The 13,865-nt window shown below is 65.9% G+C and carries 15 protein-coding genes; 4 read left to right on the top strand and 11 right to left on the bottom strand.

Annotated elements, in window-relative coordinates; translation table 11 throughout:
* Positions 1-47: 47 nt before the first annotated feature.
* Together ftsX and ftsE are read right to left on the bottom strand one after the other, a co-directional pair.
* Positions 48-965, bottom strand: a complete 918-nt coding sequence (gene ftsX / locus MRBLWH10_RS04250) for a permease-like cell division protein FtsX (RefSeq protein ID WP_341941749.1) — start codon at positions 963-965, stop codon at positions 48-50.
* Positions 962-2,029, bottom strand: a complete 1,068-nt coding sequence (gene ftsE / locus MRBLWH10_RS04245; protein WP_341941748.1) for a cell division ATP-binding protein FtsE — start codon at positions 2,027-2,029, stop codon at positions 962-964. Before ftsE ends, ftsX begins: the two co-directional genes overlap by 4 nt.
* 139 nt (positions 2,030-2,168) lie before the next feature.
* Between ftsE and MRBLWH10_RS04240 the strand changes: the two genes are divergently transcribed.
* Both MRBLWH10_RS04240 and MRBLWH10_RS04235 read left to right on the top strand, forming a co-directional pair.
* The gene (locus MRBLWH10_RS04240; RefSeq protein ID WP_341941747.1) at positions 2,169-3,668 is read left to right on the top strand and encodes a DUF2510 domain-containing protein; all 1,500 of its coding nucleotides are present in this window, start codon (positions 2,169-2,171) and stop codon (positions 3,666-3,668) included.
* Between the two features lie 19 nt (positions 3,669-3,687).
* Positions 3,688-4,758 (top strand): DUF2510 domain-containing protein, encoded by a 1,071-nt coding sequence (locus tag MRBLWH10_RS04235; RefSeq protein WP_341941746.1) that lies wholly within the window; start codon positions 3,688-3,690, stop codon positions 4,756-4,758.
* A gap of 6 nt (positions 4,759-4,764) precedes the next feature.
* Here MRBLWH10_RS04235 and prfB read toward each other — a convergent pair whose 3' ends face one another.
* Positions 4,765-5,874 carry a peptide chain release factor 2 gene (prfB, locus tag MRBLWH10_RS04230; RefSeq protein WP_105672410.1) on the bottom strand — a complete coding sequence of 370 codons (1,110 nt, stop codon included), beginning with the start codon at positions 5,872-5,874 and terminating at the stop codon, positions 4,765-4,767.
* 38 nt (positions 5,875-5,912) lie between these two features.
* On the opposite strand from prfB, the gene MRBLWH10_RS04225 reads away from it, so the two are divergent.
* Complete coding sequence (locus MRBLWH10_RS04225; RefSeq protein WP_341941745.1) at positions 5,913-7,175, top strand: MFS transporter; 1,263 nt, start codon at positions 5,913-5,915, stop codon at positions 7,173-7,175.
* 20 nt (positions 7,176-7,195) lie between these two features.
* Here the strand turns inward: MRBLWH10_RS04225 and MRBLWH10_RS04220 are convergent, their stop codons facing one another.
* The 4 genes from MRBLWH10_RS04220 to MRBLWH10_RS04205 are packed head-to-tail and all read right to left on the bottom strand — an operon-like array spanning position 7,196 to position 8,627.
* Entirely contained in the window at positions 7,196-7,615 is a 420-nt protein-coding gene (locus MRBLWH10_RS04220; protein ID WP_341941744.1) for a pilus assembly protein TadG-related protein, read from the bottom strand.
* Positions 7,615-8,049 carry a TadE family protein gene (locus MRBLWH10_RS04215; protein WP_341941743.1) on the bottom strand — a complete coding sequence of 145 codons (435 nt, stop codon included), beginning with the start codon at positions 8,047-8,049 and terminating at the stop codon, positions 7,615-7,617. Before MRBLWH10_RS04215 ends, MRBLWH10_RS04220 begins: the two co-directional genes overlap by 1 nt.
* On the bottom strand, positions 8,039-8,422 hold the full coding sequence (locus tag MRBLWH10_RS04210) for a TadE/TadG family type IV pilus assembly protein (RefSeq protein WP_341942561.1): 384 nt from the start codon (positions 8,420-8,422) through the stop codon (positions 8,039-8,041). Before MRBLWH10_RS04210 ends, MRBLWH10_RS04215 begins: the two co-directional genes overlap by 11 nt.
* A gap of 7 nt (positions 8,423-8,429) precedes the next feature.
* Positions 8,430-8,627, bottom strand: coding sequence for a hypothetical protein (locus MRBLWH10_RS04205; protein WP_341941742.1), 198 nt, complete (start codon positions 8,625-8,627; stop codon positions 8,430-8,432).
* Between the two features lie 12 nt (positions 8,628-8,639).
* Between MRBLWH10_RS04205 and MRBLWH10_RS04200 the strand changes: the two genes are divergently transcribed.
* Positions 8,640-10,139, top strand: a complete 1,500-nt coding sequence (locus MRBLWH10_RS04200; RefSeq protein WP_341941741.1) for a recombinase family protein — start codon at positions 8,640-8,642, stop codon at positions 10,137-10,139.
* A 51-nt stretch (positions 10,140-10,190) separates the two neighbouring features.
* Here the strand turns inward: MRBLWH10_RS04200 and MRBLWH10_RS04195 are convergent, their stop codons facing one another.
* The 4 genes from MRBLWH10_RS04195 to MRBLWH10_RS04180 form a co-directional block, all read right to left on the bottom strand.
* Positions 10,191-10,376: a hypothetical protein gene (locus tag MRBLWH10_RS04195; protein WP_341941740.1), complete on the bottom strand. Its 186-nt coding sequence runs from the start codon at positions 10,374-10,376 to the stop codon at positions 10,191-10,193.
* Between the two features lie 13 nt (positions 10,377-10,389).
* Positions 10,390-10,605: a hypothetical protein gene (locus tag MRBLWH10_RS04190; protein WP_341941739.1), complete on the bottom strand. Its 216-nt coding sequence runs from the start codon at positions 10,603-10,605 to the stop codon at positions 10,390-10,392.
* Positions 10,606-10,831: 226 nt separating this feature from the next.
* Positions 10,832-10,999 carry a hypothetical protein gene (locus tag MRBLWH10_RS04185; protein WP_341941738.1) on the bottom strand — a complete coding sequence of 56 codons (168 nt, stop codon included), beginning with the start codon at positions 10,997-10,999 and terminating at the stop codon, positions 10,832-10,834.
* On the bottom strand, positions 10,996-12,414 hold the full coding sequence (locus tag MRBLWH10_RS04180) for a phage/plasmid primase, P4 family (RefSeq protein ID WP_341941737.1): 1,419 nt from the start codon (positions 12,412-12,414) through the stop codon (positions 10,996-10,998). The genes MRBLWH10_RS04185 and MRBLWH10_RS04180 overlap by 4 nt, the downstream gene beginning before the upstream one ends.
* Positions 12,415-13,865 lie beyond the last annotated feature (1,451 nt).

Genomic DNA, 13,865 nt, shown 5'->3' with positions numbered 1-13,865 from the left:
CTCTCCTGATTCCGTGCCGTGCGGGCGCACGACAGCCTGTCAGCTTATCAGGTGCGCAGCCACCGGCGGATCGCGAAGCCGGCCGACAGCGCCGCGAGGAGCACGCCGATGCCGATGAGCACGGGCACGACATATGCGGCATCCTGCATGCTCACCCAGGTCGTGATGAACGGCACCCTGCCGCGCAGATATCCTTCGACCCCGAAGTGCACCCCTGCGACGACCGCCGCGCTGGCGAGCACGGAGCCGAGGAACGCCGCGAACACTCCCTCGAGCACGAACGGCGTCTGGATGAAGCGGTTCGACGCTCCGACGAGCCTCATGATGCCGATCTCCTTGCGCCGCGCGTACGCCGACAGCCGGATGGTGGTGCCGATCAGGAGGATCGCGGCGATCAGCATCAGCGCGGCGATGCCGACCGCGATGTACGTCGCCACGGTGAGCGCCGAGAACAGCGGTTCGAGGTACTGCAGCTGGTCCTTCACCTGCTCGACGCCGACCGTGCCGCTGAACGCCTCGACGAGGACCTGCGACTGGGTCGGGTCCTTGAGCGTGACGTAGAAGCTCTCCGACATCTGGTCGGCGGTGAACAGGCTGGCCTTGTCCTCGCCGAGCTGCGCGACGATGTTCGCGTAGGCCTCATCCTTGTTCTCGAACCGGACGTTCGAGATGAGTCGCGCGAGAGCGTCGCCTTCCAGGGTCGCCTTGACCGCGGCGACCTGATCCTCGTCGGCCGCGCCGCCGACGCAGGCTTTCGTGGGCTCGGACAGCGGCGAGCACATCGAGACCACCACCTGCGCGCGGTCGGTCCAGTAGCCGCGCATGGTGCCGATCTGAGCCTGCATGAGGATCGCCGCTCCGACGAACGTCAAGGACACGAAGGTCACCAGCACGACGGAGATCACCATCGAGATGTTGCGTCGAAGGCCGCCGAGGGCCTCCGTGAGGATGAGTCCGATTCTCATGAGGTCGGCCCCACTTCGTCGTCGCCGTCGTCGGAGAGTCCCAATCTGTCGGCGACGCCGAGTTCGGCGACGTCGACCTGCGGGAGGACGATGGGGTGCGTGCGGGGGCCCACCGCGGCGGGAGCCTCTGCGGGCTTCTCCTCCTGCGGCGCCGGCTGCGGCTCGATGGGTGCCGCCTGCGCTTCGGGGATCTCGGATGCAGCGGGCACGGCGTCGGGGGTCGAGGCCTCTGCCTTGCGCTGAGCACTCAGCTCCTCTGCCAGCGCCGCACGGACGACCGAGAGGTCGGCGGTCTGCCGCTGGACCTCCTGGACGGCGGTGAGGGCTGCGGCCGCCGCGGCTCCTCGCACCTCCTCGGGGACGAGACGCGGGATGTTCGAGGTGTCGCCGTAGCCGCCGTGGACCTCGTCGCGCACCATCTCGCCGTCGCGGAGCTCGATCACGCGACGCTGCATCGCGTCGACGAACGCGGCCTCGTGCGTCGCCATGAGCACCGTCGTGCCACCGGCGTTGATCCGGGCGAGCAGCTGCATGATGTCGACGGAGGTCGCGGGGTCGAGGTTTCCGGTGGGCTCGTCGGCGAGCAGCACCTGGGGCCGGTTCACGAGAGCGCGGGCGATGGCCACGCGCTGCTGCTCGCCGCCGGAGAGCTCATGGGGCATGCGCTTCTGCTTGCCGTCGAGGCCCACGAGCGCGAGCGCCTCCGGCACCGCCTGCTGGATGAAGCCGCGCGAGGATCCGGTCACCTGGAGCGTGAACGCGACGTTCTGGAAGACGGTCTTCGACGGGAGCAGGCGGAAGTCCTGGAACACCGAGCCGATGTGGCGGCGGAAGTACGGGACCTTGCGGTTCGCGAGGGATCGGAGGTCACGGCCGAGCACGGCGACACGGCCCGACGTCGGCACATCCTCTCGGAGGATGAGTCGCAGGCACGACGACTTGCCGGACCCCGACGCCCCCACGAGGAAGACGAACTCTCCTCGCTGGACCTCGAAGTCGACACCGGACAGAGCGGGCCTGGTGGTCCCGCGATAGCGTTTCGTGACGTTCTCGAACCGAATCATGGCGGTACGAGCCTAAGCGCCTGCTCCCGTCTGCCGTCGAGCGACACCCCGCAGCCATGAGCGTGTCACCGCTCACTGCTATACATGAAGGTGCTGATCCACGCCGCCCGCGTGGGCTCCGAGGTCCGAGGGGGACACGATGACCACACCCGCAGGCTGGTACGACGACGGCTCCGGACGCCAGCGGTGGTGGGACGGCGAGCAGTGGACGGAGCACTTCGCTCCGCTCGTCGAGCCCGAGGCGCCCGCGACGGACGCCGCCCCCGTGGCCGAGAGCGCCCCGGACACACAGCTCTCCTCGGAGACGCCCGTCGAGCAGACGCTGCAGACGGATGCCGCGGTCGAGGCCCCCGCAGCGGTCGACGCCGCCCCGACCGAGGCCGCCCCCGCCACTGACGACGCGGAGACGAGCACCGCTGCCGCTGCGCCGTCGGACATCGAGGGCACCGTCATCGCGTCCGAGGCCGTCGCATCCCCCGAGACGCCGATCGCCGCCCCCGAGGATGCGGTCATCGCTCCCGAGACTGCGGCCCCTGCAGAGACCACGGCGCCCGCTGAGACCGGGGTTGCAGCCGCGCAGGACTGGTCCGCCCCTGCGGCAGCCGCGCCCGCGGCAGCCACGCCTCAGGATGAGCAGCCGACGACACCCTTCATCGCACCGGGCGCGACGGCGCCGACGGCTCCGCTTCCGCCCTATGCCTCGGGAGCCCCGGCCCAGGGATACCCCGCCCCCGGCGCATACCCTGGCTCGGCATCCGCGCAGCCCTACCCCGGAACGGCCCCGACCTACCCCGGCGCTGCGCCGACGTACCAGGGAGCGGCTCCCGGCTACCCTGGAGCGGCTCCCACCTACCCCGGCGCCTACCAGGCCCCCTACGCGGCCGCCCCCACGGGCCCCGTGCCGCTCTCCATCCTGGGCCTCGTGGGCCTCGGCATCGCCGGACTCGGCACGATCCTCTCCTGCATCCCGTTCACGGCCATCTTCGGCTGGTTCCTGCTCTTCGCCGGATTCGTCGTGTCCCTGATCTCGGTGTTCCTCAAGGGACGCAAGTGGCCGGGAATCGCGGGAATCATCGTCTCGGTGCTGGGAACGATCCTCGCCGTCGTGATGGCCATCGTGTTCGCCGTCTCGGCCGTCGGCTCCGCGATCAGAGATCTGCCGACCGATCTCCCGTCGAGCAGCACCGACTCGGGAACGGACTCCGGCACGGACAGCAGCGACAGCGGCTCCGACTCCGGAACGGTCGTCGAGGGTGCGATGGGCGAGACGGTGACCGTCCCGCACTCGACCGGGACCGGCGACATCGTCATCGGCACGGCGACCTGGAGCACGTCCGACGGCAGCGGCATCGACGCCACCAACGGCGGATTCCTCACGATCGATGTGACGTGGACGGGCGTCGACGGCACCACGTACGTCGGCCCGTTCTACTTCACGGTCGAGACCGCCGACGGCACCGAGGGCACCTACGACTTCTTCGCCGACAGCCAGTTCGAGAACGCAGAGCTGGCAGCCGGGGAGACGGCGCATGGCACGGCGACGTTCGACATCGCGCAGAGCGACTCCTACACGGTCGTCGTGCTCGACGGCATCCTGCAGCCCGTGGCGCGCATCACCGTGACGCCGTCGGCCGGCTGAGCCAGACGGAGGACGACAGATGACGATTCCGGCAGGCTGGTACGACGACGGTTCAGGACGTCAGCGGTGGTGGGACGGCCAGCAGTGGACCGAGCACCTCGTGGAGGCGCCCACGCCGGCCCCCGGGCCGGCAGACTCCACGGCTTCCGCGCACCCCGTTGATGCCGCTCAGAGCGCAGACGCTGCCGCCGCCGCGTCTGTGGCGTCCACGCCCAGCGTCGACGCGACGGCGCCGAACAGCGACGCGGCTCCCTTCACCCCTCCCTTCGAGCTGCCCGGTCCCGGGGCGTCGGCCGCTCAGTTCGCCGCACAGCCGACCGCGTACCCCGGATACTCCGGATCCGCTCCCCCGTACGCGACCGCACCCGCGACCGCGCCCGCGAAGAAGGGGCTGTCGGTCCTGGGGCTGGTGGGCCTCATCGTCGCCGTCGTCGGCATCGTCGTCTCGTGCATCCCCCCGATCGCCGTCGGCGGCTGGGTGCTGCTCGGCCTCGGTTTCGTGCTGTCGATCGTCTCGCTGTTCCTCCGCGGAGCCAAGTGGCCGGGCTTCCTCGGTCTGGGCGCCAGCGGTCTCGGCGCGATCCTCGCGGTGGCCGTGGCGCTCCTCTCGTTCACGGGATCGGTCGACCCCACCGGTCCTGTCGCCGAGGAGAGCACCGCCCCCTCGAATGCGCCGGATGCGGAGCCGACCCCGGTCGATCCCGCTGACATCGATGGAGCGGTCATGAAGGGCGTGCTCGACCTGACGGTCGGAGACTGCATCCCCCTCATCGATTACGGGGATAAGGGTGTGTACGAGGTGCCCGTCGTCCCGTGCGATCAGCCGCACACCGACGAGGTGTACTTCGTGTTCGACGCCGCGGAGGAGCCGGAGTTCCCGGGCGACGATGCGCTCGAGACCGAGGCGATCACGCGCTGCGAGGCCGAGTTCGAGGCGTTCGTCGGGACGACGTATGCCGAGTCCGAGCTGGACTACTACTACTACACCCCCACGAAACGCAGCTGGACGATGAGCCACGACCGGGCCATCCAGTGCGTCCTGTTCAGCTACGAGGACGTCACCGGCTCGCTCGCCGGCAGCGCGCGCTGAGCACGATTAGTCTTCTTCTTTGCGCTTCCGCCAGCGGATGCCGGCGGAGATGAAGCCATCGAGGTCGCCGTCGAACACGGCGGCGGGGTTGCCGGACTCGTGCCCGGTGCGCAGGTCCTTGACGAGCTGCTGGCCGTAGAGGAAGTAGGAGCGCATCTGGTCGCCCCAGCTCGCCGTGATGTTGCCGGCGAGCTCCTTCTTCTTCGCTGCTTCCTGCTCCTTCTGCAGAAGCAGGAGGCGGGTCTGCAGCACGCGCATGGCCGCGGCGCGGTTCTGGATCTGCGACTTCTCGTTCTGCATCGACACGACGATGCCGGTCGGGAGGTGCGTGAGGCGCACAGCGGAGTCGGTGGTGTTGACCGACTGCCCTCCGGGGCCGGACGAGCGGAACACATCGACGCGGATGTCGCCCTCGGGGATGTCGACCTCGGTCGCCTCCTCCATGAGCGGGATGACCTCGACGGCGGCGAAGGACGTCTGACGCTTGTCGGCGGAGCCGAACGGGCTGATGCGAGCGAGCCTGTGGGTGCCGGCCTCGACCGACAGCGTGCCGAAGGCATAGGGGGCTTCGATCTCGAACGTGGCCGACTTGATGCCCGCACCCTCCGCGTAGGAGGTGTCCATGACCTTGACCGGGTACTTGTGCTGCTCGGCCCAGCGCAGGTACATGCGCATGAGCATCTCGGCGAAGTCGGTGGCGTCGTCGCCGCCCGCGCCGGAGCGGATCGTGATGATGGCGCTGCGCTCGTCGTACTCGCCGTCCATGAGCGTCTGCACCTCGAGCTGATTGATCAGCTCGGTGAGCGCGGCGAGCTCGGCGCGCGCCTCGGCGGCGGAGTCCTCGTCGTCCATCTCGTTGGCGAGGCCGACGAGCACCTCAAGGTCGTCGAGGCGGTTGCCGATGCCCTCAACCCTGGCGAGGGCCGACTGGCGGTGGCTGAGCGCGCTGGTCACCTTCTGGGCCCGCTCGGTGTCGTCCCAGAGGTCGGGGGCACCGGCCTCTTCGCTGAGGCGGGCGATGTCTGTGCGGAGCGCTTCGACATCGACGACCTCGCGGATGTCACCGTAGGTGACTCGCAGGGCCTGGATGTCGGCGGAGAGATCGAGTTCGAGCATGGCTCACCCAGCCTAGCCTGCCGAGTAGAGTCGCAGTGATGAGCAGCGCATCCGTGGTCCTGAGGCAGTTCGGGCCCATGGTGTACCTGCCGACGCTGCTGTTCTCGCTGGGCGAGGGCGCGGTGATCCCGCTGATCCCCGTTGTCGCGGCGTCGATGGGCGCCGATATCGCCCTCGCCGCGCTCATATCCTCCGCCCTGGTGGTCGGTCAGCTCTGCGGCAATCTGCCCGCAGGATGGGCCGTCGCCCGCATCGGCGAGCGGATGACGATGGTGATCGGCGGCGTCGTGGCGATCGCGGCGGGCGTGCTGATGCTGTTCGCTCCGACGCCCGCTGTGCTCGCGGCATCCGTCTTCCTGCTGGGCTTCTGCGCTGCGGCGTTCGGGCTGGCGCGGCACGCCTTCATGACGACGCGCGTGCCCGTGGACTTCCGCGCCAGGGCGCTGTCGCTCCTGGGTGGCAGTTTCCGCCTCGGGATCTTCATCGGTCCGTTCGTCGCTGCCGGGCTCCTGCAGCTGTTCGGCACCGAGGCGGCAGCTTTCTGGTTCTTCCTCGTCTGCCTCGTGGTGATGGTCGTGCTCGTCGTGTTCGGACCCGACCCGGAGAAGACCGTCCCTGTGCCGCCCTCCTCTGTGTTGACCGAGGACTCGGGCGAGGTGGTGAGCGGTTCGATCCCGACGATCGAGCGCGCCGGGGTCTTCCGCACGATGTGGCAGCAGCGTGCCGTGCTCGGGCGTCTCGGACTGGCCGCGGCGTCACTCTCGGCGGTGCGTTCGGCCCGCCAGGTGCTCCTGCCGCTGTGGGGTCTCTCCCTCGGTCTCGACGCGTCCACGATCGCCCTCGTGGTGGGCGTCTCCGGGGCGATCGACTTCGCCCTGTTCTACGCGAGCGGGCAGGTGATGGACCGGTTCGGTCGGCTCTGGGCGGCGATGCCCGCCATGGTGCTCATGGGAGCGGGGTTCCTCGCTCTCTCGTTCACGCACGACCTGGACGCCTCCGTGCTGTGGTTCGGCATGTTCGCGGCCATGCTCGGCGTCGGCAACGGCCTGTCCAGCGGCATCCTGCTCACGCTCGGCGCCGATGTCGCTCCGAAGCGCGAACCGGCGGCCTTCCTCGGTTCCTGGCGGACGCTGACGGATGCCGGGGGCGCCGTCGCCCCGTTGCTGATCTCCGGAGTCATCGCGGTCGCGTCCCTGCCGGTCGCCGCAGCCGCCATCGGGGTGGTCGGACTGCTGGGGGCTGTGGGCTTCATCCGCTGGATCCCGATGTTCGTGCCGCGGACGGCGGCCGACGAGACCTGATCGATCCGGCACGACCGCGTTCAGTGCAGTGCCGTGCGACTGGTGCCCGTCGCCTCGAGGCGGACGCCGTCCGGCAGGAACAGGGAGAAGAGCGGCGGACGCCACTCCGCCTCCACCGTCACGCGCGCGGACAGGCCGTCCGGGGTGCCGGCGGACACGAGACGCGCATCCGTCGGCAGCGCGGCGAGCAGTGCGTCGACCTGCGCGCGAACGCCCCCGTCGTCGAGTTCGGCTCGCGCCTCCTCACCGTCGAGGGTCAGCGTGAAGCCGTCCGCTCCGGCGAGCGCGGCGGAGTCGGCGAGCGCGTCGAGCCGCTTCTGGGTGACGTAGAGATCGGTCGCGCAGACGCATACGAAGATCAGGGCGAGCGCGAGGAGAGCGTAGCCGAGCGCCAGCAGAAGGACACTCCCCTCATCGTCGCCTGCCGTCCGACCGGCCATCAGCCGCCTGCCCACAGTTGGGAGATCTTCTGCACGGAGGCGGCCTCGACCGGGATCGCCGTGGACTCGTCGAGCCCCAGCACCGACGGCATCAGGGGCAGCTCGATGCGGGTGCGGACCGTGACCGTCAGCGTGACTCCCGCGGCTGGGCACTCCGCGCCGACCGGAGTGCATACGAGCGACACTTCGACGGACTCGGGGTCGAGGCCGTACTCCTCGACGACGGCCGCGAGCACCTGCTCACCCCGATCTGCGGCGCTCTCGGGGTCGGATGCCTGGGCGATCAGCCGAGCCGTGTGCCGCGCGGCCGCTTCTACCCCGAGGGTCTGCTCCTGGATGACCCCGAGCGCCGCGATCAGGTAGACGAGAGGCACGAGCAGGATGAGTCCGACCGTGATGAACTCGAGTGCGGCCGAGCCGTCTTCATTCTTCACCCAGCGACTCCACCGGCGCATGCGCTTCCACCTCCAGAGCGTGCGGGATGCCGAGCAGACCGATCACGGGGAGCGTGGTGCGAACTCTCACGGTGGCCTCCTGCTCCGTCATGGAGATCGTCACGTCCTCCGCGTAAGACGCTCCGACCGCGCGGTTCACGGCGATCCGAGTGCGCTCCACCCCCTCCTCGGGTTCCGTGTCGGCGAGTGCCGCGTGGTACGCACCCTCCACCGCGGCATCGTGCACGACATTGCGCACGTACACGGCGAGCGCGAGCTGCAGCACGGCGAGCGTGAGCACTGTGAGGAGCGTGCCCACCAGAACGAACTCCACCGCACTGGATCCGCGCTCATCGACGAGCACACGCCGCAGGGACACGTCAGAGCCCCGAGACCCGTTGGATGGCCTGCTCGAACAGGGCGCTCAACGCGGGCCCCGCGACCGCCCAGATGAGAACGACCAGTCCCGCGGTCATCAGCGTCACGAGCACCCAGCCCGGCACGTCGCCGGTCTCGTCAGCTGCGAGCTCGTTCGCCCACTCACCAGGGCGTCGCCACCATCGTCGAAGAGTCGTCATTGTCGTCCTTTCGTGGAGCGCTCAGCCGATGCCGAGGCGGAGGATGAAGAGGCCGGGGTAGATCGCGAAGGGCACGGCATACTTAGGGGTATGTCACGGACGGCCTTGTATCTGCGTATCTCTCGCGACTCCGAGAAGCTGGGGCGCGGTGTCTCGCGTCAGCGGAAGGAGTGCCTGGAGTTGGCCGCGCGAGCAGGGCTGAACGTCGTGGCAGAGTTTGAGGACAACGACATCAGCGCCTCTCGCTACTCCCGCAAGACGCGGCCTGAGTTCGAACGGATGCTTGAGCGTGCCGAGGCTGGGGATTTCGACACGCTCCTTGCATGGGACTTGGACAGGCTCATCCGTAAGCCGGTAGACGGTGAGCGCATCATCACTCTGAACGAGAAGGCCGCGCTCAACGTCCGCACGGTCTTTGACACCGTGGACCTCCGCTCCCCCAACGGCGTTATGTTCCTTCGCATCAAGGTCGCGGTGTCGGCGCAGGAGTCGGACCTGAAAGGTCAGCGCGTGAAGGCCGCTCACCGCCAGCGGCTGGAAGAGGGCAAGCCGATCAGCGGGCGTACCCCGTTCGGTTGGAAGGTGGGTGGCCTGGAGCTGGAGCCGAAGGAGGCCGACGCTATCCGCGAGGGTGTGGCGCATGTCCTCGCGGGAGGTTCGATCTTCTCACTACAGAAGAGCTGGAACACTTCCGGACTCTTCGGACCTAGCGGCAAGCCCTGGTCTGCGTCTTCCGTCAAGAACGTCCTTCGACGCTGGAGGAATGCGGGCGTGGTCGAGCACCGGGGAGAGCCGCTGGAGGTCAAGTCCCAGATTGAGCCAATCGTGAGCCGGGGCGAGCTAGAGGAGATCCGGCTCAAGCTGGAGTTGCAGCCTTCCCCTCAGGGGCGTCCGCTCGCCAAGTCGTGGCTCTCAGGCGTGATGAAGTGCGGAGTGTGTGGAGAGAAGATGCTTCCGCGCAAGCAGTTCTATCAGTGCAGCGTCAGCACCGAACGCACTCAGAAGACGACAGAGGAGCGTCATGTTGCAATTGCCAAGCATCTGGCTGAGCACCGCGTCATGATGGCGCTCTACTTCGAGGCCAATCACCGCGCGAGGTGGGGCACAGTAGAGGCCGCAGACGTGGACCGGGTGCGAGCTATTGAGGCCGAGCTTCTGGAGGCGCAGAAGGACCGCCAGGAGGCTACCCAGATGCTCTTCGTCAAGGGGGTAGATAAGGCCGTCGTCGCAGGAGAGCTGAGCCGCCTGGACAAGGAGATCTCCCGCCTGGAGCGCGAGCGCCTGGAGAACCGTACGGCGTCGAGTGAAGCCGCGAGGATCGCGGATCTCATGCAGGGTCCGACCGACACGGGCACCAATTTTACGGGTGCGTGGATCACGTACTTTGAGAGCCTGACGCTGGAGGAGAAACGGGACCTGGCTCGAACGCTGGAGATCACCGTGGCCAAAGGTGGAAAGGGTGCCAAGAGGATAGCCATCCAGGGTGAAGTTGAGCACTTCTACTTGGGATAGACACCAGAAAGCCCTAGAGCGGACGACTTGACTCTAGGGCTTTCGTGTTGCTTACTTCGGCAGGTACTCCGCTTCCACCTCATCGAGGGTGACCGCGTCCGGATCTCCAAGGACGATTGCGCCGTCTGCATCAAACACGCGCCAATAGTCATCATTCGGTCCCATGATCAGGAGGAGGCCCTGAGGGCGGAGGTGTGCGCGGAGGATAGCAAGGCGTGCGTGCAGGTCATCAGTCATGCGATCAGGTTACTCACTCGCCATAGACCTCTAGGAACTTATCTGGGTCCGCGTTGAGGGCATCCCCGCATGCCTGGATCGCCTCCACCTTCTCCGCACCTGTGTTCACGTTGAGGTAGTCCTGAATGCACAGCTCCACGCCGGTAGGTTCTTCCTCTGCCGGAGAGCCGCAGCCGGTCAGGATGAGGCCGAGAGCTAGGACGGCTGCCACCGCTACGCGCTTAGTCATGGGTGGACCTTAACATTCTTCCGGCTCAAATGTGATCGCGTGAATAAGTAACAGCTCCTCCACGGCCTGATTAAGGTCCTCGCGACTGTCAAAGTAGACATGCCCCTCCTGATCGCCATAGACCGCCGTCTCTAGGTCATCGCGGACGTGATACTTGGTCGCCACTAGCCACCAAATATCGCGTGGGAGGGTGTAGACGCCTCTGCCCTGATAGTTCAACCTGTGCTCACTCATTCTCATTACTCTTCTCTTCTAGTTCTTCGTCGGCAACCGTGAGGTTTTCACGGTTTGATCTGGTAGTTATTTGCTCCATAAGCAGGTTGGCTTGGGCAATTGCATCCGCTGCACTCAGTAGGAGGTCAGCCGTGCGCTGGAGCGGGTCCCGGTCGGTCATGTGTGATCCACCAGCGCGGGCGCGGTCTCGACCTTTGCGAACTTGACGCCAACCCAGCACGTGGCGCGCTTGGGCGGCGGCGTGCTCAGGTTGTTTCCGTGACGCCGGGAGAGGGTCTTGGGATCAATCGAGCGCAGTCCCTTCTTGACCTTGTTCTCCTCCGCGAGGTCATGCCCTCCGAAGCGGGAGGCGAACGTCTGATCACTCCATGGTGAGCGCTTCTTGTCACTCAGCCAGTCCGAGAAGTCCGCAAAGAGTTCGGTGCTCATGACCATCGAGTCCGGATCAAACGTGAGGTGCTGACGGGCGTAGGCCATGATCACGTCAGCCTCATCCCGCCACGCTTCCGTATCCTCCTGGACGCGGAGAGGTACGGGTGGCATCTCCTTGCTGATCGCATACCAGGCCTTCGCGCCCTCGACGATCCACGACAGAACCGCCTCCTTCACCGCACGATCCGACTGCATGCGCTCACGGATTCCGGGATCTCCGTGACGATCGTTCGGCAACAGCTTGGGTTCTGAGGGATGGATGAACCGGTACGGGAAGGTGACCAAGGCAAGTCGTCTCCAGGTACCGTGATCCGTCTCCGCAACCAAGGGCGTGTAGTTCGTGTTGACCACGAGTGAATGCGTGGCATCCCAGCTCACAAAGTCCTGACGCATCAAGCGAGCCGTCATGCGCTTCGTGCCGACCAAATCCTTGAGGCGCTTCGTCGGTAGGTGTCGGCCTTCCGGCAACTCTTCGATGATCGCAAGGCGCGCGCCGTGCAGCGTCATTAGGTCTGTCGGGTGCTCATTCGGGTTGGCCAGGAGTACCTTCTCCGGAACGTAGACAGCGTGATCCCCGAGAGCATCCGCAATCGCATCCACCAGCGTGGACTTGCCGTTGGAGCCAGATCCTTGCTGGAGCGGGAGCACATCGTCTGACGTGCGGTGACCGGTCGCGGCCTGACCATAGCGAACCTGGAGCCAGTCGCGCACATCCTCCGGCACGGCTTCCAACGCCATCTCCCAGTCCGCGTGCGTGGCGTACGGCATGTATCGAGCTGCCGCGATCTTGGTAAAGCGGAACCGGGCTTCATGCTTGCCGAGATCGCCCGTCGCGAGGTGGACGACACCATTCTTGACGTTCAGGTAGTCCGGGTGTGCGTCCCACTTCTCAGCAGGGACGTGTAACAGACCCTCCAGGAAATAGAGGACCGCAGCGGCCTTGGGCTTGCCGAGGAGGCGCATCGCTGCCTTCCGTTGCGCGTCTGTGGTCGTCGGTTCCGTGACGATGGCGTTGAACATCGCGAGGAGCTGAAGACGTACAACCTCCACGGCCTCCGGCGTCTTCACCTGCTCCCAGACTTTCCCCGACCACTTCAACCAGCCGCGTTCTCCAGTCCAGGCCAATGTCTCGATGAGCTGCACTGCCACATGCTCAGCCAGAGGTGAGTCCTCAATAAGGAGGGATTCATTTACTTTCACTTTACTTTCCTTCATTCAAATTCCGCGCTTTGCGGTAATTCAAGAATGCAGGACTTTACAAATGGTGATTCGGATCAAATGTCAGGGGGTGAAAGGGGGTCATCGTTCCATCCCTAGTAATAGTGCATAGAGAGGAACAATGACCCCCTTACAACCCTTGCAGAGTTAAATAGAAAAAGTGATCGAAGAAGTTACCGAATCAGTTTTGGTCACCTCGCACATACCGGAATCATGCGGATATCGAGGGTTTGGCGTGAGCTGGTGACAAATAGCGTGGAGGTGTTGAGCCACATGATTAATACATGGCAACAACACGCGCTATCGATATCACGGGACAAACGTTTGGACGTTTGACCGTCATTGAGCGTGTTTCGAATATTGGTAAGCACCCGGTTTGGTTGTGCGCATGCACGTGCGGCAACCAGAAAGCGGTGCAGGGCAGGCACCTGAAATCGGGCGACATCGCATCGTGTGGATGTTGGAGGGCTGAGCGAGCCGCACAGGTTGCCACTGACAACGTCGGATCTATCCGCACTGATACGCCTACCTATTCGGGCGTCCACATGCGTCTACGCAGCCTCAGAGGTCCTGCATCCGGGTACGAGTGCCGAGATTGCGGAAGGCCAGCCGATGACTGGAGCTACACGGGCAATGACCCCGAGGAGCTGAAGGACGCTCGCTTTGCGCTGCCGTATAGCGTGCGCGCCGACTTCTACGAGCCACGTTGCAAGAGCTGCCACAAGCTCTACGACAACGCCATGCGAGGTGCCGCATGAGCCTTCGACCTAACGCCAACGCGAACGCCAACCGAGCTACGCGCACCCAATGGCTCCGTGCCGTACAGGCGCTCCCACATGGCTCCGTCTCGACGTACACGAATTGGGGATGCAGGTGCTTTGACTGTGGCCGTGTGATGCAGGAGTACAGCGCTAGGCGGGTGAGCCGTGGGTAGCCGATACATCCCAGATACACCTCTAGGCCCTGTCGTCGCATGTGACGTGCACAACGACTTCTATGCAGCTCCTGACGCCTGGATACGCCGACGCCTCCTAGCTCGCCATGCGAACTGTGAGCGCAAGCAGGGAGGTGCCAAACGTGACCGCTAAGCACACCTCAGCCGAGTACCAGCGCAACAGCAAGCACGTACGCGCTCAGGTCCGCAAGGCCTGGGACCGAGGCGATGAGGTCGCGTGCTGGAGGTGCGGACGTCTCATCTACGAGACCACGCCCTTTGACGTGGGGCACATCGACCCATTCGGAGGTGAGGGCCTGGAGAACCTAGCGCCCGAGCACCGAACCAAGACCGGGACTTGTCCCGGCAACCGCAACGTGGGTGGCCGATCTGGTGCCCGCATCACTAATGCCGGTAAGGGCATAAGCACATTCAAGGGACC

The sequence above is a fragment of the Microbacterium sp. LWH10-1.2 genome (assembly GCF_038397765.1).
GTDB lineage: Bacteria > Actinomycetota > Actinomycetes > Actinomycetales > Microbacteriaceae > Microbacterium > Microbacterium natoriense.
This window is presented reverse-complemented; position numbering and strand designations above follow the sequence as displayed.

Excerpts from the sequence above, each read along its gene's own strand:
- ftsX (WP_341941749.1), bottom strand. The coding sequence starts at position 965 with ATGAGAATCGGACTCATCCTCACGGAGGCCCTCGGCGGCCTTCGACGC.
- ftsE (WP_341941748.1), bottom strand. The coding sequence starts at position 2,029 with ATGATTCGGTTCGAGAACGTCACGAAACGCTATCGCGGGACCACCAGG.
- MRBLWH10_RS04240 (WP_341941747.1), top strand. The coding sequence starts at position 2,169 with ATGACCACACCCGCAGGCTGGTACGACGACGGCTCCGGACGCCAGCGG.
- MRBLWH10_RS04235 (WP_341941746.1), top strand. The coding sequence starts at position 3,688 with ATGACGATTCCGGCAGGCTGGTACGACGACGGTTCAGGACGTCAGCGG.
- prfB (WP_105672410.1), bottom strand. The coding sequence starts at position 5,874 with ATGCTCGAACTCGATCTCTCCGCCGACATCCAGGCCCTGCGAGTCACC.
- MRBLWH10_RS04225 (WP_341941745.1), top strand. The coding sequence starts at position 5,913 with ATGAGCAGCGCATCCGTGGTCCTGAGGCAGTTCGGGCCCATGGTGTAC.
- MRBLWH10_RS04220 (WP_341941744.1), bottom strand. The coding sequence starts at position 7,615 with ATGGCCGGTCGGACGGCAGGCGACGATGAGGGGAGTGTCCTTCTGCTG.
- MRBLWH10_RS04205 (WP_341941742.1), bottom strand. The coding sequence starts at position 8,627 with ATGACGACTCTTCGACGATGGTGGCGACGCCCTGGTGAGTGGGCGAAC.
- MRBLWH10_RS04195 (WP_341941740.1), bottom strand. The coding sequence starts at position 10,376 with ATGACTGATGACCTGCACGCACGCCTTGCTATCCTCCGCGCACACCTC.
- MRBLWH10_RS04190 (WP_341941739.1), bottom strand. The coding sequence starts at position 10,605 with ATGACTAAGCGCGTAGCGGTGGCAGCCGTCCTAGCTCTCGGCCTCATC.
- MRBLWH10_RS04185 (WP_341941738.1), bottom strand. The coding sequence starts at position 10,999 with ATGACCGACCGGGACCCGCTCCAGCGCACGGCTGACCTCCTACTGAGT.